Genomic DNA, 25,266 nt, shown 5'->3' with positions numbered 1-25,266 from the left:
TGTCAACGCAATGAAAACTGCCTCGTTATGGAAAGGACTCCGAAAGGTTCGGGGTGTTTTCAAACGATAACTTGCCTTACCAATTTCTCAAGGAATTCCAAATGAACAAGATCCTCGCTGCCCTCGTTGCTACCCTTTTTGCTGTCGGCGCTTACGCACAAACGCCTTCTGCCGCACCAGCGAAGCCCGCAATGCCAGCAGTTACAGCAATGCCAGCCGCCACTGCCACCCCAGCAATGCCAGCGGCCTCAGCACCCATGGCAAAAGCCAAGCCAGCAGCCATGACCAAGGAAGAAAAAGCCGCCGCCAAAGCTGCCAAAAAGGAAAAAACCAATGCTGCGAAGAAAGCAAAGGCAGACGCCGCCATGGCCAAGAAAGAAGCAGCAGCCAAGAAAAGCTGAAAACCAGCAACACAGCCTCCCGCTTCAGTCAAAATGCCCGCCTAGTGCGGGTTTTTTTTGGCCGGTTTTAATGACGGCGATCAAACTTTAAGGGTAGATACGTATGGGGTTCAAGAACTGCTTTTCCAATATACCGGCCAAGGTCTGCCGCTTTGTAGGTGCCATGGTGGCAGTGACCACATTCTTGCTGCCAGGATTAACCGCTGCGCAAGAGGCGCCCCAATTAACGCTTCAGCGTGTCAAGCTCAACGCCGGCATGTATGTGATTGACGCCCAACTGGCAGTAACACCCCAGCAGCGCCAGATTGGCTTGATGCAGCGCAAGGACATGCCTCAGCATGAAGGCATGCTCTTTGTGTTTGAACAAGCCACCGAACAATGCTTCTGGATGAAAAACACGCTGCTGCCCCTGACCGCTGCCTTTGTGGCCGATGACGGCACGATCGTGAACACGGCGGATATGAAACCTGAAACCACTGATTCGCACTGTTCAGCCAAGCCGGTTCGCTATGTCCTGGAAATGAACAAGGGATGGTTCGCCAAAAAAGGCATCAAGCCGGGCAGCAAGTTGTCAGGGACGATGTTTGAGGGTCAGCGCTGAACCACGCACATTGAGAGCCAGCGCAGCAAAAAGCCGACGTTGCGTCGGCTTTTTGCTGGCTAACCAAGGTCAGTCTTTAAGCATCGAATATCAGGAAAAGTTGCTTTCGGCAAATTCCCAGTTCACAAGGCTGGAGAGGTAAGTTTCAACAAACTTGGGGCGCTGGTTGCGGTAATCAATGTAATACGCATGTTCCCATACGTCGACCGTCATAAGGGCCTTATCGCCTGTGGTCAGCGGGGTACCTGCGGCGCCAGTGTTAACAATGTCCACGGTGCCGTCAGCTTTTTTCACCAGCCAAGTCCAGCCTGAGCCGAAATTGCCGACAGCGGACTTGACAAAGGCCTCTTTGAACGCTGCGTAGGAACCGAATTTTGCATTGATGGCTTCAGCCAGCGCACCACCTGGCTCGCCGCCGCCTGCAGGCTTCATGCAACTCCAGAAAAATGTGTGGTTCCATATCTGGGCGGCATTGTTGTAAACGCCACCACTGGATTTCTTGACGATCTCTTCGAGCGTCATCGACTCGAACTCGGTGCCTTTTTGCAGGTTGTTGAGGTTCGTGACGTAGGCGTTATGGTGCTTTCCATAATGGTACTCAAGGGTTTCCTGGCTGTATTGCGGAGCCAGTGCGTCCATGGCATACGGCAGCGGGGGGAGCGTGTGTTCCATATTTTCCTCGTGGGGTTGATGAGATGTCCATTGACATTCAAAGGACATTGTAAAAACTAAATCAGCCGCCGTGCAGCGACCGTCAAATCGACCTGCCCATCGGCAAGGATAGCGCGCACCGGCTGGCCGGGATGAATGGCTTTCACGCTGGTGATGGCATGCCCTTCAAGGTCGGCAATCCAGGCATATCCACGCTGCAGTACCAGATGCGGATCCAGCATGTCAAGCCGCAGTTGGGCGCGTTCCAGACGATGCTGGCAGTGTGTCAAACGGGTCGAAACCAGCTTTGGAAAATCATTGCCGAGGTTTTCCAACCGATACTTTTCCTTGCCCAGTGCCAATTCCATGGCGTGGCTGAGGCTTTGGGCGACAGTACCCAGTCTGCCGTGCTGACGCGTGATCAGATGCGAAGGCTGGCTGGCGCGTGCCGTTGCCCGGTCTATCCGCTGATTGGCCGCCTGTATTTGCCGGTCTACACCGTTTTGCAGGCGAGAAAAAGATTGTTCGAGTGCAGCCAGCCACGAAGTCTGCGGCTGTGCACACAGTTCGGCTGCCGCCGTGGGTGTTGGCGCGCGCACATCGGCACAAAAGTCCGCTATGGTGAAATCCGTTTCGTGCCCGACACCGCAAATCACCGGCATGGGCGAGACGATGATGGTCCGTGCCAGCAATTCATCGTTGAAAGCCCAAAGGTCTTCCATGGCGCCGCCGCCACGAACCAGCAGCAGCACATCGACCTGATCTGTTGCTTGCCGATTGGCCGCCTGGAGCAATGCGCTGCGCAGTTCTCCAGCAGCTTGCGCGCCCTGCACGCGGGCCGGATAGATCACCACGGGGATGTGCGGCACCCGGCGCTGCAAAGCCGTCACCACGTCATGCAGCGCAGCGGCGCCCAGCGACGTCACCACACCAATGGCACGCGGCATGACCGGCAACGGACGCTTTCGGGCGCTGGCGAACAACCCTTCTGATTCAAGCCGTGCCTTGAGTTGCAGAAATTGTTCGAATAAATTGCCTTGACCTGCCTGCTGCATGGATTCAACCACCAGTTGCAGTTCGCCCCGTGGCTCATAGACGCCCAGCCGGCCGCGCAATTCGACCAATTGACCATCACGCGGAGAAAAATCAAGTAGCCCCGCCGCTCGCCGAAACATGGCGCAGCGAATCTGCCCCTGCTCATCTTTGAGCGAAAAATAGCAATGCCCGCTGGAGGCGCGTGAAAAGCCGGACAGCTCGCCCTGTACCGCGACAGGATTAAACCGGCCTTCCAGGCTTTCGGCAATGGCACGCAGCAACGAGCCGACTGGCCAGATGCGCACGCCCACTGCAGACGAAGGGGCCTGCAGGTTTTCGCGCAAAGGGTAAGCATCAGCCACAGCAATCTCCAGAAATGTCTAAAAAATCAGTAGTCCACAGGTGGAGAAAAGTAACTCGGTGCTTATAAGGCACCCGTGGAGAAGTCCAATTAATGGTGCAACCCATTGATTTAAAAAGAAAAAATGCTGCCTAAATTTTCATCGTTTTATCGAAATGACGGGCTGGCGCGGCTTTGGACAAGATCAGCACAGACTTACTCACAAAGTTATCCACAGATTTTGTGCGTTAAATGATTCGCGTATTAAGCCTGGCTACAATCGATTACAGGATGCCACAAATGATTTTCTGACACTGGCGCTGCGCCATAATCCAGCACCCTTATCTGTCTGGAGATCCGCATTGTTTTCGATCATACAAGCAGCTGGCTGGCCCATCTGGCCTCTGCTGGCATGCTCCATCGTTGCGCTGGCACTGGTCATTGAGCGTTTCTCCAGCCTGAAAACCATGAAGATTGCGCCGCCCAAATTGCTCGTTGAAGCCATGGTGGTTTCGAGAACCAACCTTCCACCACCGGAAGTAGTGCTGAAACTGGAACAGAATTCGCTGCTTGGCGAGGTGCTGGCCAGCGGTTTGCGTGCACTTGGCGCCAATCCCCGCATCAGCGAAGCCGATCTTCGTTCTACTCTGGAAGGCGCGGGCCGGCAGGCGGCGCACAAACTTGAGCGTTACCTCGCCGCTCTGGCCACCATTGCGTCAGCAGCTCCCTTGCTCGGCCTCTTGGGCACCGTCATTGGCATGATTGAGATTTTTGGTGCCCAGTCTGGCAATGCAAGCAGCGCTGGCGGTGGCAACCCGGCGCAACTCGCGCAGGGAATATCGATCGCGCTGTACAACACTGCATTCGGCCTGATAGTTGCTATTCCAGCGCTGATCTTTTGGCGTTATTTTCGTCCCCGTGTGGATGGCTATCTGTTGTCGATGGAACTGGCAGCCGAACAGTTCGTACGCCATCTGAACCGATTGCGCAAATGAACTTTCGTCCCCGCGCGCGTCCCGAGCCAGAAATCAACCTGATTCCTTTCATCGATGTGCTGCTGGTGGTGCTCATCTTTTTGATGCTATCGACCAGCTACAGCAAATTCACCGAGCTTCAGGTCAGACTGCCAGCTGCCGACGCTGAACAAATGCGAGACCACCCGAAAGAAGTCATTGTGGCCGTCAGCAGCGACGGGCGTTACATGGTGAACCAGGCGCTGGTCGATGGCCGAGGAATCGAGTTGCTGGGTGCCGCCCTGACACAGGCGGCCAAGGCTGGAAAGGACAGCGTTATTGTTATCAGCGCGGATGCGAGTGCCACGCATCAGGCCGTTATCACCGTGATGGAAGCTGCGCGGCGCCAGGGACTAACGCAGATCACCTTCGCCACACAGGGAACGTCACCGTCAGGTGCCAGATAGGCTTGCAGACCTTGGCCTTCAGACACAACATGGCAGCGGCGTGAAAGATATTCTTTTGCGCGCTTGGCGCACGCGTGGCTGGCTGGCCTGTCTGCTCTGGCCGGTGGCGCAAGTTCACCGCCTTATGGTCAGATTGCGCTGGATCCTGTACCGGCAGGGCATTTTTAAATCCGTGCGCTTTGACATACCAATCATCGTGGTGGGCAACGTTGTCGTGGGAGGTGGGGGGAAAACTCCTCTGGTTATGGCGTTGGTTCGGCATCTTCAGGAACAGGGGCTACAGGTCGGCGTGGTTTCGCGCGGCTACGGGCGCGCCGGCCGGGACAGCCTGGAAGTTACGCCGAATACTGCAGTCGAGGCATCAGGGGACGAGCCTGCGCTTATCCAGCGTGCAACAGGCGCTCCTGTTTTTGTAGCAAATAAGCGAACCGTCGCCTTGCATAATTTGCTGGCGGCTTATCCTCAAACGGAAGCTGTTGTGTGCGACGACGGCCTGCAGCACTACGCCTTGCAGCGCGACATTGAAATTGCAGTGTTCGATGACAAGGGCGCAGGAAACGGCTGGTTACTCCCCGCCGGTCCGCTGCGCGAGGCGTGGCCCGGGCGTCTTGGCCAGGGCATTGATTTGGTTCTGCACACCGGCCAGAAAGCTGCGTTTGACGGCTACACCTCAAGGCGCCGACTGGCCAACCATGCGCTGGATGCCAATGGCACTCGTCTGGCAATCACGTCGTTGACGCACCAGCCGTTGGTTGCACTTGCAGGTATTGCCAATCCTGAAGGGTTCTTTGACATGCTCAGGGGACGCGGGCTTACGCTAGAAAAAACTTTTGCATTTCCCGACCACCATGACTTCAAAAAGGCCGATCTGGAGCCACTGGCAGACCGAATTGTCCTCTGCACGGAAAAGGATGCCGTCAAGCTGTTCGCCCTTTCAATGCCCTCGGGGCTGCAGGTGCTGGCAGTTCCGCTTGAATTCTCGCCCGAGCCCGCGTTCCTCGATGCGCTGGATGTGCTGCTGAGACCCCTGCTTTCTCAATTACCATCAAGCCATGGACACCAAACTCATTGCATTGCTGGTCTGCCCCGTGACCAAGGGTCATCTTGAATACAACCGCGAAAACCGTGAACTTGTTTCGCGCAGCGCACGCCTTGCCTATCCGGTACATGATGGAATTCCGGTCATGCTGGAAAGCGAGGCACGGCCGTTGACAGATGAAGAGCTTGGCCTCTAATCAGGCATGAGCTTTACCGTCCTCATCCCGGCGCGCCTGGCATCCACGCGCCTGCCCAACAAACCGCTGGCAGATATCAACGGTTTGCCGATGGTGGTCCGCGTGGCGCAGCGCGCGCTGCAAAGCAGTGCGCTGAATACCGTCGTTGCTGCTGACAGCGCAGAAATCATTGCGCAATGCGAAGCCTTTGGCATCCAGGCTGTGCTCACCCGCGTTGATCACCCAAGCGGCAGCGATCGGCTTGCAGAAGCCTGCGACTTGCTGGGCTTGGCCGACGACGATATCGTGGTCAACGTTCAGGGTGACGAGCCGCTGATAGACCCGGCCCTAGTCGACGCGGTGGCTGGTCTGCTGCAAAGCCGTCCCGACTGTGCCATGGGAACTGCGGCGCACTTCATCGATGATCTGGCCGATTTTCTCAACCCCAATGTTGTCAAGGTCGTACTGGACATGCAACAGACAGCCATGTATTTCAGCCGCTTACCCATTCCTGCTGCGCGCGACCTGGCCGGCCAGACGTGGTGGGAACAAGGCCGGTTTCCCCGGCCGTTGCGTCATGTCGGAGTCTATGCCTACCGGGTCGGGTTTTTGCGCCTTTTTCCCCAGTTGAGCCAAGCGCCCATGGAGCAGCTGGAGTCGCTGGAACAATTGCGTGCCTTGTGGCATGGCTACCGGATAGCTGTTCACATCACCGAGCAGGCACCAGGCGCTGGCGTGGATACTCCAGAGGATCTGGAACGTGTTAGGCGCCTGACGGCTTAAAAGCCGTATCCAGCGTCATTTGTGTAAGCTTTTGGCAGGGATGCGCATGATATCCTAGGCCGCAAAATTGTCAGGCCAAAAAAATACGGTCAGCACGGCAATAAGCAAAACGACAAAGGGCCAATCGGCCCGTCAAATCTTCGGTTTGGCTTGCAGAATTCACAATAATCAGAGGACTTTCATGAGACTTATTTTGTTGGGCGCTCCAGGTGCGGGCAAAGGCACCCAGGCCACGTTCATTTGCCAGAAATACGGCATTCCACAAATTTCCACAGGTGACATGCTTCGGGCTGCGGTCAAGGCAGGGTCCCCGTTGGGTGTCGAGGCCAAAAAGGTCATGGATGAAGGCGGTCTTGTCAGCGATGACCTGATCATCAACCTGGTCAAGGAACGCATTACCCAGCCTGACTGTGCCCAGGGTTTTCTGTTCGACGGTTTCCCGCGCACCATTCCCCAGGCCGATGCCATGAAGGCAGCCGGTGTAAAAATCGATTACGTGCTCGAAATCGACGTGCCGTTTGAAGCCATCATTGAGCGCATGGGCGGCCGCCGATCACACAGTGCTTCAGGCCGCACCTACCATGTCAAGTACAACCCTCCAAAGGTCGAAGGCCAGGACGACGTGAGCGGTGAGCCGTTAATCCAGCGCGAAGACGACAAGGAAGAAACCGTCGCCAAGCGGCTTGAGGTGTATAGCGCCCAGACACGCCCGCTGGTGGCCTACTACTCCGGCTGGGCAGAAGCTGCATCCGAAGAAGCACCAAAATACCGCGTTATCAGCGGCACGGGCAGTGTTGAAGAGATAACGGAAAGGGCCTTCAAGGCGCTCTCGGACTGAACAGGTTTATACGCCGGACAAGCCATCCCCCAGGATGGCTTTTTTTATGCACTCTTGGAAGTTGAATATCTTGCTTCTTCATTGATCAGAGCGAGCATCAATGCGATCCTGGCCTTGACTGGACTGAGCCCCTGAGAATCTTCAATCGCGTTGGCTGAAAGAGGCAAAATGGGGCCATCAAGGCAACGCGTAGCGCGCACAACCCGAACCCCGGCCCTCTGCGCATCTATCAAACCGGCTTGCAGGTCCTCATGCACCGTGCCGTTGCCGGTTCCCGCCACTACCAGTCCCCGCAAGCCCTGACTGACCAATGCCTGAACCATGAGCGCGTTCGCGCCTGCATAGCTCATGACAATCTCGACACGCGGCCAGCTTGATATTTTTTCAATAGCAAAATAGTCAGCACCTGTCTGCCGAACTGGCCAATTTCTTAGCAATCTGAGTTGGCCTTCCTCAACATAGCCGATGGGACCAGCGTCACCTGAACTGAAAGCGTCGAGCTTGTAGGGATGCACTTTTTGCACATCAAGCGCACTGTGCACAGTTCCGGCACAGACAGCCAGTACGCCACAAGCGCCTGGATGCCTGGCAACGGCCACGGCATCCATCACGTTTTGAGGACCGTCAGGCGTCAGCGCGGTGGCCGGGCGCATGGCGCAGGTAATCACTACAGGCTTGGTTGGCTGGCATGTCAATTGCAAGAAATAAGCCGTTTCCTCAAGCGTGTCCGTTCCATGTGTGATGACGATGCCCTGCACATCATCATCCGCAAGAAAATGGCGTACACGCGCCGCGAGTCTCGCCCAGACTTCAAAGCTCATATCCTTGCTGTCAATCTGGCTCACCTGCTCGCTGATGATCAAGCCGCTTGCAGAAAGCGCGGGAATGGCTTCGAGCAGTTGCTCGATACCTACCTGCGCAGCGGTATAGCCGATGTTGTCGGTGGCGTTATCCGCCTTCCCGGCAATGGTTCCGCCAGTTCCCAAAATGACCAGTTTTCGATGTTTCATAAGATTTAGTTGCTTTTTTATAAAGGCTGTATGAAAATACAGTTACTGGCGATTCATACAGCCATCATGGATTTTTCGAAATTTTGATCTGAGCCAAGTCCCGCTTTAACCCAAGGCCCACAGCTTATGCGCACTTTCAATGATTTTTCCGCTCTGCCGGCTGACAAACCCAAATTGACAGCCCGGCAGACCCAAATTCTGGAATTGATTCAGACCGCCATTGCCCAGACAGGCGCGCCTCCTACCAGGGCGGAAATTGCTGCCCAACTCGGCTTTCGTTCACCCAATGCTGCCGAAGAGCACTTGAAGGCTCTAGCAAAAAAGGGGGTCATCGAACTCGTCAGCGGCACCTCGCGAGGCATCCGACTTCGGACCGATGCATTGCGGGCCTTGAACGAATCGCGGAGAGAACCCTTTTTAAGGGCTCCTGATCGGATTGCCCAGTGGGCCCTGCCGCTTGTAGGCCGGGTGGCTGCAGGAAGCCCGATCCTGGCGCAGGAACACATCGAACAGACCTACTTTTTTGAAAGCTCCCTGTTTGATCAGAAACCAGACTATCTGCTCAAGGTGCGCGGCATGAGCATGCGCGATGTGGGCATCATGGAGGGCGACTTGCTGGCCGTGAAACAGGCTCGGGAAGCCCAAAACGGACAGATCGTAGTCGCACGGCTCGGTGACGAGGTCACCGTCAAACGCTTTCACCGCAATCAGCATCTGATCGAACTGCTGTCAGAAAATCCCGACTTCAAACCCATTGTGGTCCATCCTGGCGAACCTTTCGAGCTTGAAGGGCTGGCTGTCGGCTTGATCCGCGGCAAGTTTTCGATGTAGTACAGCTTGTCTTTCTGGGCAGTGTTCCGACAAAGCCCGCTGTCAACGGTAATGACAGCAAAACTGCCGCCTTTTATTGAAAATATCCGCCTTTCCATTTGGCAGACCCCTGCTCGCTTGTATCCAACCTTTATCAACTGGAGCTCTTCATGCGAATCATCAGCTTTTCACCTGCCCCCATGCAAGCCTTCTGGACGGCACCAGTTCAGACGCTGGTGCCATGGATCACCCGGCTCAGGGATTCGTTCGCACACAGCACCGTTAGATCCAGGGCATTGGGGTCGGCAGGTGCAACACAGTCTTCTTTTAGGCCTCGAACGGCGTCGGCAAGCAATGACGCATGTTTCAAAATACGTCCTGATATTGCCGAATCAACGTGCATTCCCATGCCACATGTATCGCCGCGCAGCGTGTTGCGGATCATTCGTGAATCAGATGCAAACATTCGGCCTGATTGCGCGGGACGAATGGTCATCTCAGGGCGAATGGCCGATGTCTGCGCTGAACTTGACCGCATGGCATTGCAAGCGGCGCACTCTGTGGCGGATTGATGGTTTTTCCAGTGTTGGTCCAAATCGATCAGCATTCTCACAACGAAATAGAACCAGTCTGCCAGCCACGTGCGTAGTACCCTGGCATTAACACGAAACCAGCAAACAGCCTATTCCAAGGGAGAGCGGGTAATCTTCAAAAAACAGGGTTCTTGAAGGCACAATATCTGCATGAATATTGTGATTCTTGATGATTACCAGGACGCAGTGCGAAAACTCGCCTGCGCGGCCAAGCTCGAAGCCTATCCTGCCAAGGTGTACACCAACACTGTCAAAGGCGCTGGCCAGCTGTCGGTCCGACTGAGGGACGCCGACGTGATCGTTCTGATCCGCGAGCGCACCCACCTGACCCGCCAGGTGATTGACAAGCTGCCCAAGCTCAAGCTGATTGTCCAGACGGGCCGGATCGGCACCCATGTCGATGTAGCGGCCTGCACGGAGCGCGGCATTGCGGTGGCAGAGGGCACGGGCTCTCCAACTGCGCCAGCAGAGCTGACCTGGGCGCTGGTCATGGCAGCCATGCGCCGCATTCCGCAGTATGTGTCGCACCTTAAGCATGGTGCGTGGCAACAATCAGGGCTGAAATCAGCGTCCATGCCGCCTAATTTTGGCCTCGGAAGCTTGCTAAAAGGCAAGACACTGGGGATCTGGAGCTACGGCAGGACCGGCCAGCTGGTGGCCGGCTACGGGCGGGCATTCGGCATGCGGGTAATCATCTGGGGTAGCCCGGCCTCGCGAGAACGCGCCCAAGCCGACGGATTTGAAATTGCACCCAGCAAGATCGAGCTTTTCAAGCAATGCGATGTACTGAGTTTGCATCTGAGGCTTGGAGAAGAAACGACCGGCATTGTCACACTGGAAGACATGTCGCGCATGAAGCCGACCGCCTTGCTCGTCAACACGTCACGCGCTGAGCTGATCGAACCCGAAGCATTGATTGCCGCGCTCAACCGGGGACGTCCCGGCATGGCGGCAATCGACGTGTTTGAATCGGAGCCTATCCTGCAGGGGCATGCCCTTTTGCGGCTGGAGAATTGCATCTGCACGCCACACATTGGTTATGTAGAGCAGGACAGCTACGAGATGTATTTTGGCGCTGCCTTTGACAACATCATCAATTTCATCAAGGGTACGCCGACGAATATCGTCAATCCGGGCGCACTGCAAGTCAGGCGCTAGCCCCTGTCATTGCTCCGTTCAATCTTTCTATCCAGTCAATCAACCATGCAAACACCTTTTTACCAAACAGTCGGCATCGTGGGCACGGGCGCCATGGGACGGGGCATTGCCCAGATTGCCGCACAGGCCGGCAGCACTGTCAAACTGATGGATGCTCAAGCGGGCGCTGCGCAGAAAGCGCGCGAGGCGCTGTGTACCCAGTGGGACCGGATGCATGAAAAAGGACGCATCGGCGCCGACATTGCGCAGGCTCACAAAGCCCGGGTTCACATCGCGGACAGGCTCGCCGACCTGTCCGACTGCGACCTGGTCATCGAAGCCATTGTTGAGCGACTGGACAGCAAAAAAGCGCTGTTCGATGAGCTCGAAGCCATCGTTCGGGTACAAACCGTGCTGGCAAGCAATACATCGTCGCTCTCTGTCACGGCGATTGCAGCCGGCCTCAAGCACCCAAACCGCTTTGCCGGCTACCACTTTTTCAATCCGGTGCCGCTAATGAAGGTGGTGGAGGTCATAGCTGGCCTGAAGACCGATGCCGAGACCTGCCATGGACTGAGCGAATATGCGCGCCAGATCGGCCACACGCCGGTGCAGGCGCAGGACACACCGGGCTTTATCGTCAACCACGCCGGCCGCGGCTACGGCACCGAGGCATTGCGCATTGTCAGCGAAGGCATTGCCGATTTCGCCACCATCGACCGCATCCTTCGGGACCAGGCTGGCTTCAGGCTCGGTCCATTCGAGCTGATGGACCTGACCGCGCTGGATGTGTCGCATCCGGTGATGGAATCCATTTATCACCAGTATTATCAGGAAGACCGATACCGGCCCAGCGTCATCACCGCGCAGCGCCTGGCGGGTGGCCTGCTGGGACGCAAGACTGGCGAAGGCTTTTACCGCTACGAAGGTGGTACGGCCCAAGTCCCTGCCGAAATGCCTGTTCCTGAAGTGACTGAAATGCCACCCGTCTGGGTCTCACCCAAGGCAGCACGGCGATCGGAACTTCTGCAGTTGCTGAAAAACCTTGGGGCCCATATCGAGACTGGACTCTCGCCTTCTCCACAGGCACTGACGCTGGTAGCACCTCTCGGATTCGACATCACCACGGTTGCTGTCGTCGAGCGCCTGGACCCGGCGCGCACCGTAGGCATCGACATGCTGATCGATGATGCCGCCACCAAGCGCCGCGTGCTGGCCACGAACCCGGCCACGCGCATCGATATGCGCGATGCGGCGCATGCGCTGTTTGCGCGCGACGGCAAGGCGGTCAGTGTGATCCGCGACAGTGGTGGCTTTGTGACGCAGCGCGTGGTGGCCACCATCGTCAATATTGCCAGTGACATTTGCCAGCAGGGCATCTGCACCCCGAAAGACCTGGAAACCGCCGTTACGCTGGGGCTGGGTTACCCCATGGGCCCACTTGCCATGGGTGACCGTTATGGACCGACCAATATTCTGGAAGTGCTGTTCAACCTGCAAACTGTGTACGGTGACCAGCGCTACCGGCCCTCGCCCTGGCTGCGTCGCCGGGGAGCCATTGGCCTAAGCCTGATGCACGAGGAAAGCTGACATGTCCGGCGCATTGAAAAGTACCTGTGAAAGTGGCACGCTGATCCTGACGCTGAGCGATCCGGAGCACAAGAACGCGCTTGGCCCAGACATGTACGCCGCAGGCATCGAGGCGCTGAACGCCGCTGAGAACAACCCGGAAATCCGCAGCGTGGTGATCACTGGCGAAGGCAACATGTTTTGTGCTGGCGGTAATTTGCTTCGATTACAAGCCAACCGGCGCCTGCCATCCGAAGTGCAAGCTCAAAGCATTGAAGCGCTGCACAACTGGATTGAAGCCATTCGCACCTATCCCAAGCCGGTCGTTGCGGCGGTCGAAGGGGCGGCCGCTGGTGCGGGCTTTTCCCTGGCACTGGCTTGCGATTTCATAGTCGCCGCCGACAACGCCGTGTTCGTCATGGCCTACAGCACCGTGGCCTTGTCGCCTGATGGCGGCGGCAGCTGGAGCCTGGCGCGCGCTCTGCCACGCGCCCTGGCCAGTGAACTGCTCATGGGGGCCGAGCGCATCAGCGCCGATCGACTGCATCAGCTGGGCCTGGTCAACCGCGTCACAGCAGCCGGCGGTGCGATCGGTGAAGCGCTGGTATTGGCCGCACGGCTCAATGCCCGCGCGCCCAATGTGCTGGCCAGCATCAAGGACCTGATCAATGACGCAGCGGCCAACACCCTGAGCCAGCAACTGGACAGCGAACGCAACCATTTCGTGCGCAACCTGCACCATGCCAATGGCGGTGAAGGGATTGAGGCGTTTTTAAAAAAACGCCTGCCGCACTACCGCTGACATATCTCCTGATTTGATGACTCCTGATTCGATAGCTGCTGAAGCATAACCAGCATGCGCTAAATGCTTATTGTGCTTAAATAAGAATTTTCTAATTAGCCACCAGCGTGATGACCAGTATTCCAACTTTGCTGGATTTTGGGCATGCCTTATCGTGCATTCGGCAAAAACTTTCCTGATGTAGCCTGCATGATTCCCGCTTGAAACCGACTGTTGCCTTACCGGCAATGAGATATCGATTCGACACCGTAGCAATTGCAATCAACTTCGCCGCAGGTCGCTAAAGCGACAATGCCAATTTTTGTTAGTCACCCAAAAGACAGACCATGGACGATCCTATTCTTACGATAGACGAAAGAGCGGCCATCAACAGCGGCCGTTGGTTCTCATCCCTCTCACCCTCCCTGAGGCACGACATTCTCCGATGCGCATATGTCAAACGATTCAAAGACGGCGACCTGATTGCGGCGCGCGGCGATCCGCCGGAAGAATGGATTGCATGCGCCTTGGGCGCGGTGCGCGTCAGTTCAACCTCGATTTCCGGCAAGCAGGTGACGCTGACGTATGTCGAGCCGGGAATCTGGTTTGGCGACGTGGCGATTTTCGACGGCGAACGCCGGACCCACGATGCCTATGCGCATGGCGTTACCACGATCTTGTGCGTGGCGCGCGCCGATCTGCGAAAAATATTGACGCAGCACGTCGAACTCTACGAAGCATTGCTGCGCCTGCACGCTCGGCGCATCCGCCAGTTGTTTGGCTTGGTCGAGGACCTCAACACCCTGCCTTTGCGGGCAAGGCTGGCCAAGCAGTTACTGCACCTGGTGCGCAGCTACGGCGTTCCCAGTCTGGCCAATGGAAGCGATACCCGCATCAGCCTGCAGTTGGCGCAGGAAGAACTGGCACAGCTGCTGGGCGCCTCACGCCAGCGCGTAAACCAGGAACTCAAGGCCATGGAACGCGAGGAAGCCATCCGCATCGAGCCGGGTGGCCTGGTGGTGCGCAACCGCCAGACACTGCTGCGTATTTCAGAAGCGGATGCCGACAAATAACCAGAACTGCCCCAAGGAATCCAGCCCCATGAGTAATTTTGACCATTTCATCGGCACCCGTGCCGTCACCGCCGGACAAGCTTTTGACACTGAAGCGCTGGGTACTTACTTGAATACGCATCTGAACGGTTTTAAAGGCCCGCTGAATGTCGAAATTTTTAAAGGCGGTCAGTCCAATCCAACCTACAAACTGATCACACCGCATGCCAGTTACGTGATGCGCGCCAAGCCCGGCCCGGTCGCCAAGCTGCTGCCATCGGCACATGCGGTCGAGCGCGAATTCAAGGTCATGCAGGGTTTGCAAGGCACGGCGGTTCCAGTGCCACGAATGTTCTGCCTGTGCGAAGACGAATCGGTCATTGGCCGGGCTTTTTACGTCATGCAGTTTGTCGAAGGGCGTGTACTGTGGGACCAGTCCCTGCCCGGCATGACGCCCCTGCAGCGCGGCGAAATCTATGACGAGATGAACCGCGTCATCGCGGCCTTGCACAAGGTCGATTTTGCCGAACGCGGTCTGGCCAGCTACGGCAAGCCCGGCAACTACTTCGAGCGCCAGATTGGCCGCTGGAGCAAGCAGTACCAGGCATCCGTCACCCAGCCCATTCCAGAAATGGACAGCCTGATGCAGTGGCTGCCTGCAAACATTCCTGCCAGCGCTCGTGATGAAGGCATGGTGTCCATCGTGCATGGCGACTTCAGGCTTGACAACCTGCTGTTTGACCCTACCCAGCCCCAGGTACTGGCGGTGCTGGATTGGGAACTGTCCACCCTGGGTCATCCGCTGGCCGACTTCAGCTACCACTGTATGGCTTGGCACATTCCGCCTGGCACCTTTCGCGGCATTGGCGGGCTGGATGTTGCGAGCCTGGGCATTCCGACCGAAGCTCAATACATCGCCAAGTATTGCGAGCGCACCGGCCTGACCACACCCGAGGCGCTCAAGGCAGACTGGAACTTTTACCTTGCCTACAACCTGTTTCGCCTGGCCGCCATCCTGCAGGGCATTGCCAAGCGCGTTGAAGCCGGCACTGCATCCAGCGCACAGGCAGTCAGTTCTGCCGCCGGCGCGCCAGTGCTAGCCAGGATGGCCTGGGATTTTGCGCTAAAGGCTCAAGCCTGACTGCGCACGGCCCAACACATCCACTGACCGACAAACCACCGTTTTTTTCCGCCAGCCTTTCTTTATAACAAGCAGCCCTTTCAGGAGATATTCATGGACTTCGACTACACCCCCAAAGTAAAAGAACTTCAGGCGCGCCTGTTGAAGTTCATGGATGAGCATATTTATCCGAACGAAGCACGGTTTTTCCGTGAAATCGCTGAAAACCGGGCCAACGGCAATGCCTGGATTCCCACCACGCTGATCGAGGAACTCAAGCCCAAGGCGCGCGCCGCCGGGTTGTGGAACCTGTTCCTGCCGCAGTCGCCGCGTGCGCCCGAAGGCCTTTCCAATCTTGAATACGCACCGCTGTGCGAAATCATGGGCCGGGTGCCGTTTGCTGCTGAAGTCTTCAATTGCTCGGCGCCTGACACCGGCAACATGGAAACCATTGCCCGCTATGGCTCGGAAGCCAACAAGGACGAATGGCTGGACCCGCTGCTCAAGGGCGAAATCCGCTCGGCCTTCCTGATGACCGAGCCTGAAGTTGCCTCTTCCGACGCCACCAACGTGCAGTGCCGTATCGAGCGTGACGGTGACGACTATGTGATCAACGGCCTGAAGTGGTGGTCGTCCGGTGCGGGCGATCCGCGCTGCGCGGTGTACATCGTGATGGGCAAGACCGACCCCGAAGCCGGCCGCCATGAGCAGCAATCGATGATTCTGGTGCCGGCCAATTCGCCCGGCGTCACCGTGATCCGGCCCTTGACTGTTTTCGGCTACGACGACGCTCCGCATGGCCACATGGAAGTGCGCCTGACCAATGTCCGCGTGCCCGCCAGCAACCTGCTGCTGGGCGAAGGACGCGGCTTCGAGATTGCCCAGGGTCGCCTGGGCCCCGGACGCATCCACCACTGCATGCGCAGCATCGGCATTGCCGAGCGCGCGCTGGAGTTGATGTGCAAGCGGCTCAACAGCCGCATCGCTTTCGGCAAGCCGATTGCCCGCCAGTCGGTGTGGAGCGAACGCATTGCCGATGCGCGATGCATGATCGAACAAGCCAGATTGCTCACCCTGAATGCCGCCTACATGATGGACACCGTGGGCAACAAGGTGGCCAAGGCGCAAATTGCCATGATCAAAGTGGTCGCCCCCACCATGGCGTGCCAGATCATCGACTGGGCCATCCAGGCCCACGGCGGCGGCGGCGTGTCGGACGATTTCCCCCTGGCCTATGCCTACGCCAGCCAGCGCACACTGCGTCTTGCCGACGGACCGGATGAAGTTCACCGTGCATCGCTGGCCAAACTGGAACTGGCCAAGCACATGCTTCTTCCCGGTGAGGTCGAGATGCCGGTGACACGCGGCAGCTGATAACCCGAAGAATCTTTAACGGGCACATATTGCTATTTTTTATATAGCAATATGTGCCCGTTCTGCATGCGCAAAAGGCATGAATCTTCACGTTTTTTTATTTCCAGCCCTCAAGTTGTGCGGTTTGCCGTGACCAATGATTTTTTCACTTCACGTAAAGTCGCTTGACGTCAATACACAAGGAAACTCCTGTGATCAATGTCTATTCCTGGCCCACGCCCAATGGCCACAAGGTTCATATCATGCTGGAGGAATGCGGCCTTCGGCTGGGGCGCGACTGGCAGGTGTTTCCGGTCAATATCGGCGCAGGCGACCAGTTCAAGCCCGAGTTCCTTGCCATCAGCCCTAACAACAAGATACCGGCGCTCATCGATCCGGACGGCCCCGATGGCAAGCCGATGTCACTGTTTGAATCAGGCGCCATCCTGCTTTACATGGCGTCGAAAACCGGGAAATTTTTGCCTAAAAGTGACCGGCTCAAGTTCCAGGTGCTGCAATGGCTGATGTTCCAGATGGGCAGCGTCGGGCCCATGCTCGGGCAAACCCATCATTTCCGAAAATACGCGCCCGAAAAGATCGACTACGCCGTCAACCGCTACACCAACGAAACCAGGCGCCTGTACGGCGTCATGGACAAGCAACTGTCCAAAAGCAAATTCATGGCCTGCAACCAGTACACGGTCGCCGACATCGCCATCTTTCCATGGGTGCGCAGCTGGGAAGACCAGGGCATCGACTGGACCGACTTTCCGCACCTCAAAGCCTGGTTCGACCTGGTCAGCGCCAGGCCGGCCGTCAAACGCGGTGTCGAGGTGCTTGCCGAATTGCGCAAACCGTTCCGGGATGACAAACAGCGCGAAGTCCTGTTTGGCAGCACGCAATACCAGAAGCGCTGAGGTGCTGCGATTGCGTTTTTTTTAATGCCATGCCGGCTTTCCAAACGACCCTTTTTCAGTACGGCCATCTGGATCATGGACGGGCGAGATAACCCTTTTGCACCGAGTCCTGCATGGCGACCCCGGTCCAATCAATTGGAAAATACAGTCGGATGACAGCGTATAAATTTTTTGTCTATCTTCTGGCCGGCTGGTCCGGTTTTTTTGTCATGGCGCTGGAACTGCTCGGAGGACGGGCGCTGGGGCCGTTCTTCGGGACCGGCATTTACGTATGGGGCGCCATCATCACGCTGTTCATGCTGTCGCTGTCCATTGGCTATCTGATTGGCGGATCGTTGTCCGCCCGTCGGCCGAGCGTGGAAAAGTTGAGCGCGATTTTGCTGCTGGCCATGCTGGCAGCGCTTCCGTGCGTGATGGCATCAACCCCCATTCTGGAGTTCATTTTTGACCATGTGGCTGATCCCCGCTATGGTGCGCTGTGCGCATCGGTCGCACTTTTCTTTCTGCCGATCACGGTGTCCGGCGCGGTGTCCCCTTATGCGGTCCGGTTACTGGTGGACGGCCTGGGAACCAGCGGACAGGTGGCGGGCAAAGTCTTTTTCGTATCGACCTTCGGCAGCATGCTGGGCACCCTGCTGACATCTTTTTACCTGGTGCTGTTGTTCGAGCTGGACCAGATTTTGTGGGGAATGATGAGCATTTCCTTTTTGATCGGCATGGCAGGGCTGGTGTTTCACCGGGGAAGGATCAAACATGCCTCGACTGCATGAATGGCTGATGGGCGCAGCCTTGGGATTGACGGCTGCTGCGGCGAGTGCGCAGGACATCTATCAGGAAAAATCCCTCTACCGCAATATTCTGGTGTATGAGGAGCAAGGCCTTCGCTGCATGAAGTTTGGTCGCCAGGGGACGGGTCGGCAAACCTGTATTTCACTGAAGAATCCTGACACGCTGGTACTGAACTACACCAGAATGCTGCTGGGCGCGCTTTACATCAAGCCCCAGCCGAAAAACATCCTGATCATCGGCCTGGGTGGAGGCAGCCTGCCCTCAACACTGAAAAAAATCGTTCCCCAGGCAAGCATTGAAACCGTCGAACTTGACCCGGCCGTGGCAAAGGTTGCAGAGCGCTTTTTTGATTTCAACCCTACCGAATCCAACCGTGTCGCCATTGAGGATGGACGGGTCTTTGTCAAGCGTGCGCAAAAGCTAGAAAAAAAGTACGACATTGTCATTCTTGATGCCTTTGACCATGTCTATGTCCCTGAGCACATGCTGACCCGGGAATACCTGCTGGAAGTCAAGTCATTGTTGGAAAAGGACGGCGTGCTGGCGGCCAACACGTTTTCATCGTCCAGGCTCTATGACGCCGAGTCCGCCACCTATGCCAGTGTGTTTGGCGGCTTTTACAACCTGAAGATTGAAAACCGTGTGATCCTGGCCACAAATGGCAACTTGCCGCCCATGGCGCAAATCCAGGCCAATGCAGGCCGGCTGGAGGCAAAGCTCAATCTTTTTGGAACAGGCAAGGAATGGCTGCTGCCCCTGTTTTCAACAAAAGTCGACTGGCCAGAGGACACCAGAATCCTGACCGACCAATATTCACCCGCCAATTTGCTGAACAAAAGTGAAAATTCAAATCCATGGTGGAAATTATGGTGATTCGGCCATTCGTTTTAACAAGATACGGCCATTTTGCGTAGGCATTGATAAATGCATACATAGTGATCTGGTCTGCCCGGAGGGGATCGAACCCACGACCCTCAGCTTAGAAGGCTGATGCTCTATCCAACTGAGCTACGGACAGATATAAAAAAAGCCCACAACGTGAGCTTTTTTATTGATTGATGGTCGGAGTACAAGGATTCGAACCTTGGACCCCCTGGTCCCAAACCAGGTGCGCTACCAGACTGCGCCACACTCCGACAAGTTGATTATTATAGTCCGTAAAAATGCGCTGCTTTAAGAGACGACTAAAGATTTTTAATGCATCGCCTGACTTTTTCTGTCTTGGACAGGACAAGGAACTCAGTTCCAGCAGCCTTCATTACAAGGTGCGCCATGCACTTCCACTACACCGGACACATCAAAATGAAACTGAAAATCCTCGTCGGCAGCATGACTCACACGGCGGAGCATGTTGCGCAGGCCATTCAGATGGAAAGCGCGGACTTGGTAAGCGCTGTCGAGCTTGAACGGATGGACGGTCTGGACATTCAGGTCTTCGACGCTGAACAAGCTCCAGATACGCTCTTTCTGGTGTGCATTTCCACATATGGCGCGGGTGATGTTCCGGACAATGCACAACTGCTTTTCCAGTCACTGGACGCGCAAGCCCGCTATCTGGGCCATGTCCGTTATGGCGTGATTGCCTTGGTCGACAGCATGTCGCATTCGGAAACCTATGGCTTTGGCGGGATCCGCTTTGACGAACGATTGCAGGACCTGGGCGCCCAACGCCTTGGCGACATCTTATTTCTGGATTCAAGCGATGGCACACCGCCCGAGGCCAAGGCTGCCCAATGGTGCCGCGAGTGGCTGAAAGCCGCCACGCCGGGAGTCAGTGCGCCAGACAACACAGGCGATGGCGACTGAAAATACAGGCATCTGCGTCGTTGCATTGCCGCAGGTTATGCAAGACATGACGCATCCAAAGAGACTCACTTCAACTCCGCAAAGGCCCTGTTCTACGTGAATGTGCCCGCATGAAAAGCAAGTTTCACATAGAAAAAACCTGTATGAAAATACTTCACGACTAAACAATTTAATCTTGAAGCTCGGGTTTTACACTAGGCCGCATTGCCGCCAGTCGCTTTATATTCGATTCATACCTGTCACCCATCAAGGAATTGCATGTCTACTCGTCGTTTGGTCCTCACCCGCAGCGCTGCCCTGGTGGGCGCTGCCTCCACCGCACTGCTGATTCCCGGAATCGTACGGGCTCAGTCTGCCAAAGTGCGCGTGGGCTTCATGCTGCCTTACACAGGAACGTTCAGCCAGCTTGGCGTGGCGATTGAAAACGGCTTTCGCATGGCCATCAATGAGCAAGGCGGCAAGCTGGGCGGGCGCGAGATTGAATATTTCAAGGTCGATGACGAATCCGAGCCGTCAAAGGGAATCGAAAACGCCAGCAAGCTGGTTCAGCGCGACAAGGTCGATGTGCTGGTCGGCACTGTGCATTCGGGCGTGCAGATGGGCATCCAGAAGGTGGCCCGGGACAGCGGTGTGCTGTGCCTGATTCCGAATGCCGGCGTGCATGCCGCCACCCGCGCTCTGTGCGCGCCCAATGTGTTTCGCACATCCTTCAGCAATTCCCAGCCGACCCGGGCGCTGGGCAAGGTCATGATGGACAGGGGCCATAAAAGAGCTGTCTGGATCACCTGGAAGTACGCCGCCGGCGACGAAGCCTTTGAAGGCTTCAAGGAAAGCTACACGGCGGCTGGCGGCACCATCATCAAGGAACTCGGCGTGCCCTTCCCCAATGTTGAATTTCAGGCGCTGCTGACTGAAATCGCCGCACTCAAGCCTGACGCCGTGGCCTGCTTCTTTGCCGGCGGCGGTGCGGCCAAATTCATTCGCGACTATGCTGCGGCAGGTCTGAAGGACAAAATTCCGCTGTACGGCTCAGGGTTCCTGACCGAAGGTGTGCTCGACGCTGCTGGCCCGGCGGCCGAAGGAATTGTCACCACCATGCACTACAGCGATTCGCTCGACACCCCGCGCAACAAGAAATTCCGGCTGGACTACGTGAAAGCTTTTCGCAGCCAGCCCGATGTGTACGCGATGCAGGGCTACGACACGGGCCTGCTGCTCATCCAGGGCGCCAACGCCGTCAAGGGCGACCTGAGCGCCAAGCCCGCCCTGTACAAGGCACTCGAAAGCGCCACCATCGACAGCCCCCGTGGAAAATGGTCCATGAGCAAGGCGCACAACCCGGTGCAGGACATCTACCTGCGCGTTGTTGAAAACAATGAAAACAAGGTGATTGGCATTGCCGCCAAAGCCTTGGCCGACTCGGGCGCGGGCTGCAAGATGGCCTAGAAATGGCCCCCACGGTCGTTCACTGCGTGTAACTCCCTGCCCCCCGAGAGGGCCGCTGCGCCTGCGGTCTGGCAAAGCCAGTCCCGTGGCCCCTGCTTGCAGGGAAACGCCTTTTATCAAACGCTGCTCTGGACTTCTGTCATCCACATTTCACAATAAGCCTGCCGATGGATCTCGCCAATTTTTTCATCCAGCTGCTGAACAGCGTGCAGTACGGACTGCTGCTGTTCATGCTGGCGGCCGGCCTGACGCTGATCTTCGGCATCATGGGCGTGGTCAACCTGGCGCACGGGAGCTTTTACATGCTGGGCGCCTACCTGGCCTGGTCGCTGAGTGCGCAGTTTGGCAGCCTGAGCCTGGCGATTGTGGTCGGCGCAGCGCTGTCGGTGCTGTTTGGCCTGGCGCTGGAATGGCTGCTTTTTCGCCATTTCTATAACCGCGACCACCTGGACCAGGTGCTGCTGACCTTTGGACTGATCTATATTTTTGAAGAGATGCGCTCCATCCTATGGGGCGACGACGTGCATGGCGTGCCAATTCCCGAACTGCTGCAAGCCTCGATTCCGCTGACCGACAACCTGTCCTACCCGGTGTATCGCCTGTTCATGTCAGGCATTTGCCTGGCCCTGGCCGCTGGCCTTTATTTCCTGATTTCAAAGACCCGCCTGGGCATGAAGATTCGCGCCGGCGCCTTCAACCGCGACATGGCCGAATCGCTGGGCGTGAACATCAAGCTGATCCATGCGGTGGTGTTTGCGCTGGGTGTCGGACTGGCGGCAGTGGCGGGAATGATTGCCGCGCCAATCGCCAGCGTCTATCCCAATATGGGCTCGCAGGTGCTGATCATGTGCTTTGTGGTGGTGGTGATCGGCGGCATCGGCTCGGTGCGCGGCGCCCTGATCGCCGCGCTGCTGGTCGGCCTGGTCGATACCTTTGGCAAGGTGCTGCTGCCCCAGGTATCGGGCATGCTGGTCTATGTCCTGATGGCGGTCGTGCTGCTGTACAAACCTGAAGGCCTGTTCAAGCAATGATTCGCTCCAATCTTGAGATTTTGCCGCGCGGCGTGCAGGTCGCGCTGGCGCTGAGCCTGCTGGCACTGTTTGCGTTTCCTTTCACCAGCACCGACTACTACACCGAAATGGTCACGCGCATGATGATCATGGCGATTTTTGCCATGAGCCTGGACTTGCTGCAGGGCGTGACCGGCCTGGTGTCGCTGGGCCATGCCGCCTACTTCGGACTGGCCGGCTATGCACTGGCTTTCCTGACGCCCCCCGGCGAGCCGGTCAGCCTGTGGTGGACCTTGCCGGTGGCCGTGCTGGCGTCGGGGTTGGCCGCGCTGGTCATCGGCTTTTTCGTGGTGCGTACACATGGTATCTACTTCATCATGGTCACCATGGCGTTTGCGCAAATGGTGTTTTTCCTGTTCTTCGACAACAAGGCGCTGGGCGGCTCGGACGGGCTTTACATCAATTTCAGGCCCGACGCGGCGCTGTTCGGCTGGGTGCCGTTCGAACTGGACAGCAAGCGCACGCTTTACTACTTCACCCTGGCCGCCATGCTGGTGGTTTATGTGTTCTTGCGGCGACTGCTCTGGAGCCCGTTCGGCCGGGCGCTGGCGGGCATCCGCGTTAACGAGCACCGGATGCGGGCCATGGGTTTTCGCACCTTCCGCTACAAGCTCATGGCCTTCACGCTGGCGGGCAGCCTGGCCGGACTGGCGGGCTACCTCTGGGGAACGCAGACCGGCTATATCAACCCCGAACTGATGGGGTTTCAGATGAGCGCGCACACCATCATGATGGTCGTGCTCGGCGGCATGGGCAATATTGCCGGCGCCATCGTGGGCGCTTTTGCCTTTGAGTATTTGCTGCATGTCTTCAAGGACCTGCCGCAGGTCGGCAGCGTCAACCTGGGCAAGCACTGGCAGTTGTGGATGGGCCTGTTCATCGTGCTGCTGGTGACGTTCGCGCCGCGCGGTTTGCTGGGGCTTGCCGAGCGGCTGGGCAATGCAGGAAAGCGCAAGCCCGTCGTTCCTGATGATCAAAAGGAAGCGGCATGAGCGAAGTGCTTCTCAGCGCCAAAAACCTGACCAAGCGCTTTGGCGGGCTGGCAGCGGTTAACGACGTGTCCATCGACCTGATGCGCGGCCGCATTCATGCGGTCATCGGTCCCAACGGCGCCGGCAAATCCACGCTGACCAACCTGCTCTCGGGTGACCTGCCGCCGACCTCGGGCTCCGTCTTGCTGGGTGGGCAGGACATCACCGGCTGGAGCCCCGAAAAGATTTCGGCTAGGGGACTCGGGCGCAGCTACCAGAAAACCAATATTTTCCTGCCCTTCACGGTCTGGGAAAACGTACGACTGGCATCCCAGTCGCGCCAGCCAAACGCCTTCAAATGGTTTCATCGTGCTACTGATTTTTCAGCTATCAATGCACGCGCAGCAAGCGCCATCGAGCTTTCAGGCTTGAAAGACCGGGTGCACAGCGTTGCCGCCACGATCAGCCACGGCGAGCAGCGCCAGCTGGAAATCGCCATGACGCTGGCCACCCAACCGCAGGTGCTGATGCTCGACGAGCCACTGGCCGGCATGGGCGCGCAGGAGGCCGAACGCATGATCGAGCTGCTGCACCTGCTGAAAAAAGACCACGCCATGCTGCTGGTGGAACACGACATGGATGCGGTGTTCAGCCTGGCCGACCAGCTGACCGTGATGGTCAACGGCCAGGTCATCGCCAGCGGAACGCCCGCGCAAATCCGGCTGGACGCCGGCGTGCAGGCCGCCTATCTGGGCGAAGACATCGGGGAAGAAAACGCATGACATCGCCGCGCCTCAACCCACAGGAACTGCTGGTCAACGCCCGGCAGATCAACACCTATTACGGCGCCAGCCACATCCTGCGCGACGTGAGCTTCAGCGTGGCGCGCGGCGAGACCATTGGCCTGATGGGCCGCAACGGCATGGGCAAGAGCACCCTGCTCAAAAGCATCATGGGGCTGGTCAAGCCGCGCACCGGCTCGGTCGAGATTGCCGGACAAATGATGACCGGGCGTTCACCGTATGAAATTGCCCGCCTCGGCATGGCCTATGTTCCTGAAGGCCGGGGCATCTTCGGCAACCTGAGCGTGATGGAAAACCTGAAGATGGCTGCACGCGCCGGCACCCGGGGCCAGCGCGACTGGACCTATGAGCGGGTGCTGGACACCTTTCCCCGGCTGAAGGAACGGCTGGGCCACGGCGGTCAGCAGCTCAGCGGCGGCGAGCAGCAGATGCTGACCATCGGCCGCGCACTGATGACGAACCCGGACGTGCTGATCCTGGACGAGGCCACCGAAGGCCTGGCGCCGCTGATCGCCCGCGAAATCTGGCGCATTTGCCAACTGGTGCGGGACACCGGCATCAGCAGCGTTATCGTCGACAAGAACTGGAAACACGTCAGCCAGATCACCGACCGCAACGTGATTTTGGTCAAGGGCGAAGTGGTGTTTCAGGGCAGCTCCCAGGAACTGCATGACCAGCCCGAGTTGCTGCAGCAGTATCTGGGCGTCTAGCGGGCATTCCCCAGAATTGCAAAAACACGCGCCCTGCTTATGAGAG

Annotated in this window: 28 protein-coding genes and 2 tRNA genes; 24 read left to right on the top strand and 6 right to left on the bottom strand. The window is 57.3% G+C overall.

Annotation, left to right across the window (positions count from 1 at the left end; all coding sequences use genetic code 11):
* Positions 1 to 53 precede the first annotated feature (53 nt).
* Together H4V98_RS11965 and H4V98_RS11960 are read left to right on the top strand one after the other, a co-directional pair.
* Entirely contained in the window at positions 54 to 401 is a 348-nt protein-coding gene (locus H4V98_RS11965) for a cell envelope biogenesis protein TolA (protein ID WP_280757520.1), read from the top strand.
* 163 nt (positions 402 to 564) lie between these two features.
* Complete coding sequence (locus H4V98_RS11960) at positions 565 to 1,002, top strand: DUF192 domain-containing protein (RefSeq protein WP_231374820.1); 438 nt, start codon at positions 565 to 567, stop codon at positions 1,000 to 1,002.
* 90 nt (positions 1,003 to 1,092) lie between these two features.
* Here the strand turns inward: H4V98_RS11960 and H4V98_RS11955 are convergent, their stop codons facing one another.
* Both H4V98_RS11955 and xseA read right to left on the bottom strand, forming a co-directional pair.
* Positions 1,093 to 1,674, bottom strand: a complete 582-nt coding sequence (locus H4V98_RS11955) for a Fe-Mn family superoxide dismutase (RefSeq protein ID WP_196864254.1) — start codon at positions 1,672 to 1,674, stop codon at positions 1,093 to 1,095.
* 56 nt (positions 1,675 to 1,730) lie between these two features.
* Positions 1,731 to 3,050 (bottom strand): exodeoxyribonuclease VII large subunit, encoded by a 1,320-nt coding sequence (gene xseA, locus H4V98_RS11950; RefSeq protein WP_280757519.1) that lies wholly within the window; start codon positions 3,048 to 3,050, stop codon positions 1,731 to 1,733.
* A 340-nt stretch (positions 3,051 to 3,390) separates the two neighbouring features.
* On the opposite strand from xseA, the gene H4V98_RS11945 reads away from it, so the two are divergent.
* The 6 genes from H4V98_RS11945 (at position 3,391) to adk (ending at position 7,283) form a co-directional block, all read left to right on the top strand.
* Complete coding sequence (locus H4V98_RS11945; RefSeq protein WP_280757856.1) at positions 3,391 to 4,023, top strand: MotA/TolQ/ExbB proton channel family protein; 633 nt, start codon at positions 3,391 to 3,393, stop codon at positions 4,021 to 4,023.
* Positions 4,020 to 4,448 carry a biopolymer transporter ExbD gene (locus H4V98_RS11940; protein WP_196864233.1) on the top strand — a complete coding sequence of 143 codons (429 nt, stop codon included), beginning with the start codon at positions 4,020 to 4,022 and terminating at the stop codon, positions 4,446 to 4,448. Before H4V98_RS11945 ends, H4V98_RS11940 begins: the two co-directional genes overlap by 4 nt.
* A 40-nt stretch (positions 4,449 to 4,488) precedes the next feature.
* On the top strand, positions 4,489 to 5,556 hold the full coding sequence (lpxK, locus tag H4V98_RS11935) for a tetraacyldisaccharide 4'-kinase (RefSeq protein ID WP_196864232.1): 1,068 nt from the start codon (positions 4,489 to 4,491) through the stop codon (positions 5,554 to 5,556).
* On the top strand, positions 5,501 to 5,683 hold the full coding sequence (locus tag H4V98_RS11930) for a Trm112 family protein (RefSeq protein ID WP_196864231.1): 183 nt from the start codon (positions 5,501 to 5,503) through the stop codon (positions 5,681 to 5,683). Before lpxK ends, H4V98_RS11930 begins: the two co-directional genes overlap by 56 nt.
* A gap of 6 nt (positions 5,684 to 5,689) precedes the next feature.
* Complete coding sequence (gene kdsB, locus H4V98_RS11925) at positions 5,690 to 6,445, top strand: 3-deoxy-manno-octulosonate cytidylyltransferase (RefSeq protein ID WP_196864230.1); 756 nt, start codon at positions 5,690 to 5,692, stop codon at positions 6,443 to 6,445.
* Between the two features lie 181 nt (positions 6,446 to 6,626).
* Positions 6,627 to 7,283, top strand: coding sequence for an adenylate kinase (adk, locus tag H4V98_RS11920; RefSeq protein WP_196864229.1), 657 nt, complete (start codon positions 6,627 to 6,629; stop codon positions 7,281 to 7,283).
* A gap of 44 nt (positions 7,284 to 7,327) precedes the next feature.
* Here the strand turns inward: adk and H4V98_RS11915 are convergent, their stop codons facing one another.
* Positions 7,328 to 8,293, bottom strand: coding sequence for an asparaginase (locus H4V98_RS11915; protein WP_196864228.1), 966 nt, complete (start codon positions 8,291 to 8,293; stop codon positions 7,328 to 7,330).
* Positions 8,294 to 8,419: 126 nt separating this feature from the next.
* On the opposite strand from H4V98_RS11915, the gene lexA reads away from it, so the two are divergent.
* Positions 8,420 to 9,124, top strand: a complete 705-nt coding sequence (gene lexA, locus H4V98_RS11910; protein WP_196864227.1) for a transcriptional repressor LexA — start codon at positions 8,420 to 8,422, stop codon at positions 9,122 to 9,124.
* A gap of 205 nt (positions 9,125 to 9,329) precedes the next feature.
* Here the strand turns inward: lexA and H4V98_RS11905 are convergent, their stop codons facing one another.
* Positions 9,330 to 9,599: a hypothetical protein gene (locus tag H4V98_RS11905; protein ID WP_280757518.1), complete on the bottom strand. Its 270-nt coding sequence runs from the start codon at positions 9,597 to 9,599 to the stop codon at positions 9,330 to 9,332.
* 247 nt (positions 9,600 to 9,846) lie between these two features.
* Here H4V98_RS11905 and H4V98_RS11900 point away from each other — a divergent pair, with 247 nt between their 5' ends.
* The 9 genes from H4V98_RS11900 to H4V98_RS11860 all read left to right on the top strand — a co-directional run bounded on the left by H4V98_RS11900 (position 9,847) and on the right by H4V98_RS11860 (position 19,287).
* Positions 9,847 to 10,854, top strand: coding sequence for a D-2-hydroxyacid dehydrogenase family protein (locus H4V98_RS11900; protein ID WP_196864225.1), 1,008 nt, complete (start codon positions 9,847 to 9,849; stop codon positions 10,852 to 10,854).
* 45 nt (positions 10,855 to 10,899) lie between these two features.
* Positions 10,900 to 12,423 carry a 3-hydroxyacyl-CoA dehydrogenase gene (locus H4V98_RS11895; protein WP_196864224.1) on the top strand — a complete coding sequence of 508 codons (1,524 nt, stop codon included), beginning with the start codon at positions 10,900 to 10,902 and terminating at the stop codon, positions 12,421 to 12,423.
* 1 nt (position 12,424) lies between these two features.
* Positions 12,425 to 13,204, top strand: a complete 780-nt coding sequence (locus H4V98_RS11890) for an enoyl-CoA hydratase (protein WP_196864223.1) — start codon at positions 12,425 to 12,427, stop codon at positions 13,202 to 13,204.
* Between the two features lie 326 nt (positions 13,205 to 13,530).
* Entirely contained in the window at positions 13,531 to 14,256 is a 726-nt protein-coding gene (locus H4V98_RS11885; protein WP_196864222.1) for a Crp/Fnr family transcriptional regulator, read from the top strand.
* Positions 14,257 to 14,284: 28 nt separating this feature from the next.
* Positions 14,285 to 15,376, top strand: coding sequence for a phosphotransferase family protein (locus tag H4V98_RS11880; RefSeq protein WP_196864221.1), 1,092 nt, complete (start codon positions 14,285 to 14,287; stop codon positions 15,374 to 15,376).
* A gap of 93 nt (positions 15,377 to 15,469) precedes the next feature.
* Entirely contained in the window at positions 15,470 to 16,729 is a 1,260-nt protein-coding gene (locus tag H4V98_RS11875) for an acyl-CoA dehydrogenase family protein (RefSeq protein ID WP_196864220.1), read from the top strand.
* 191 nt (positions 16,730 to 16,920) lie between these two features.
* Entirely contained in the window at positions 16,921 to 17,625 is a 705-nt protein-coding gene (locus H4V98_RS11870) for a glutathione binding-like protein (protein WP_196864219.1), read from the top strand.
* A 152-nt stretch (positions 17,626 to 17,777) separates the two neighbouring features.
* Positions 17,778 to 18,395, top strand: a complete 618-nt coding sequence (locus tag H4V98_RS11865; RefSeq protein ID WP_196864218.1) for a fused MFS/spermidine synthase — start codon at positions 17,778 to 17,780, stop codon at positions 18,393 to 18,395.
* Positions 18,379 to 19,287: a fused MFS/spermidine synthase gene (locus H4V98_RS11860; RefSeq protein ID WP_196864217.1), complete on the top strand. Its 909-nt coding sequence runs from the start codon at positions 18,379 to 18,381 to the stop codon at positions 19,285 to 19,287. Before H4V98_RS11865 ends, H4V98_RS11860 begins: the two co-directional genes overlap by 17 nt.
* A gap of 68 nt (positions 19,288 to 19,355) precedes the next feature.
* Here H4V98_RS11860 and H4V98_RS11855 read toward each other — a convergent pair.
* A tRNA-Arg gene (locus H4V98_RS11855) sits at positions 19,356 to 19,432 on the bottom strand.
* Between the two features lie 41 nt (positions 19,433 to 19,473).
* Positions 19,474 to 19,550: transfer RNA gene (locus tag H4V98_RS11850), tRNA-Pro, on the bottom strand.
* Positions 19,551 to 19,716: 166 nt separating this feature from the next.
* On the opposite strand from H4V98_RS11850, the gene H4V98_RS11845 reads away from it, so the two are divergent.
* The 6 genes from H4V98_RS11845 (at position 19,717) to H4V98_RS11820 (ending at position 25,220) form a co-directional block, all read left to right on the top strand.
* Positions 19,717 to 20,220: a flavodoxin domain-containing protein gene (locus H4V98_RS11845; protein WP_196864216.1), complete on the top strand. Its 504-nt coding sequence runs from the start codon at positions 19,717 to 19,719 to the stop codon at positions 20,218 to 20,220.
* Positions 20,221 to 20,478: 258 nt separating this feature from the next.
* Positions 20,479 to 21,666 carry an ABC transporter substrate-binding protein gene (locus H4V98_RS11840; RefSeq protein ID WP_196864215.1) on the top strand — a complete coding sequence of 396 codons (1,188 nt, stop codon included), beginning with the start codon at positions 20,479 to 20,481 and terminating at the stop codon, positions 21,664 to 21,666.
* A 167-nt stretch (positions 21,667 to 21,833) separates the two neighbouring features.
* Positions 21,834 to 22,697, top strand: a complete 864-nt coding sequence (locus tag H4V98_RS11835; RefSeq protein ID WP_196864214.1) for a branched-chain amino acid ABC transporter permease — start codon at positions 21,834 to 21,836, stop codon at positions 22,695 to 22,697.
* The gene (locus H4V98_RS11830) at positions 22,694 to 23,728 is read left to right on the top strand and encodes a branched-chain amino acid ABC transporter permease (RefSeq protein WP_196864213.1); all 1,035 of its coding nucleotides are present in this window, start codon (positions 22,694 to 22,696) and stop codon (positions 23,726 to 23,728) included. Before H4V98_RS11835 ends, H4V98_RS11830 begins: the two co-directional genes overlap by 4 nt.
* Positions 23,725 to 24,489: an ABC transporter ATP-binding protein gene (locus H4V98_RS11825; protein WP_196864212.1), complete on the top strand. Its 765-nt coding sequence runs from the start codon at positions 23,725 to 23,727 to the stop codon at positions 24,487 to 24,489. The genes H4V98_RS11830 and H4V98_RS11825 overlap by 4 nt, the downstream gene beginning before the upstream one ends.
* Positions 24,486 to 25,220, top strand: a complete 735-nt coding sequence (locus H4V98_RS11820) for an ABC transporter ATP-binding protein (RefSeq protein ID WP_196864211.1) — start codon at positions 24,486 to 24,488, stop codon at positions 25,218 to 25,220. Before H4V98_RS11825 ends, H4V98_RS11820 begins: the two co-directional genes overlap by 4 nt.
* Positions 25,221 to 25,266: the final 46 nt, after the last annotated feature.

The organism is Polaromonas sp. CG_23.6, from assembly GCF_029892315.1.
In the GTDB taxonomy this organism is placed as follows: domain Bacteria; phylum Pseudomonadota; class Gammaproteobacteria; order Burkholderiales; family Burkholderiaceae_C; genus Polaromonas.
Note: the sequence above shows the minus strand (reverse complement) of the source record. Positions and strands in the feature narration are given on the sequence as shown.